The organism is Actinoplanes nipponensis (genome assembly GCF_016862275.1).
In the GTDB taxonomy this organism is placed as follows: domain Bacteria; phylum Actinomycetota; class Actinomycetes; order Mycobacteriales; family Micromonosporaceae; genus Actinoplanes; species Actinoplanes nipponensis.
This window is the reverse complement of the sequence record NZ_BOMQ01000118.1, coordinates 1-826: the sequence shown is the minus strand read 5'-3', so window position 1 is coordinate 826 and position 826 is coordinate 1. Positions and strand designations below refer to the sequence as shown.

Sequence of the window (826 nt, the reverse complement as noted above, 5' to 3'; positions counted from 1 at the left end):
CTTGTTGCCGGAGTTGTCGAACAGCAGGGGGTTGGCGCCGGTGCGCCAGGAGTCGCTGTCGCGGATGCCCCAGACGGTGATGCCGGTGCAGCGGGAGACGGCCAGGCAGGCCTTGGTGACGGTGCTGTAGATGGTGGCCTGGTTGCCGCCCTGCTCGACGTCGAGTTCGGTGATCTGCACGTCGACGCCGAGGTCGGCGAAGCGTTGCAGGTTGGCCTGGTAGCTCGAGTCGATCCCGGTGCCCAGGTGCGATTGGAAGCCGACGCAGTCGATGGGCACGCCGCGGGACTTGAAGTCGCGGACCATGTTGTAGATGCCGGTGGATTTGGCGTTGATGCCGTCGGTGTTGTAGTCGTTGTAGCAGAGTTTGGCGCCCGGGTCGGCGGCGCGGGCGGCCCGGAACGCCGCTTCGATCCAGTCGTTGCCGGTGCGTTGCAGGTTGGAGTCGCGGCGGGCGCCGCTGCCGCCGTCGGCGAAGGCTTCGTTGACGACGTCCCAGGCGTAGATCTTGCCTTTGTAGTGGGTGGCGACCTGGGTGACGTGGTTGAGGGCGGCATTGCGCAGGGCGGTGCCGGACAGGGCCTGGGCCCAGCCGGGTTGTTGGGCGTGCCAGAGCAGGGCGTGGCCGCGGACCTTGGAGCCGTTGGACAGGCCCTGGTTGAGGATGCGGTCGCCGTTGGTGTAGGTGAACCGGCCCTGCGAGGGTTCGGTGGCGTCCCACTTCATCTCGTTCTCAGGGGTCACGGCGTTGAACTCGGTGGTCAGGATCCGGGTGTAGGTCGCATCGCCGAGCCGGCCCGCGGCGATCGCGGCACCGAAGTAGCGG

Annotated in this window: 1 protein-coding gene; it reads right to left on the bottom strand. The window is 67.7% G+C overall.

All coding sequences use genetic code 11. From position 1 onward, the window contains the following. Positions 1-826, bottom strand: an 826-nt coding sequence (locus Ani05nite_RS40710; RefSeq protein WP_203777572.1) for a glycoside hydrolase family 10 protein, incomplete at both ends; no start/stop codon positions are given.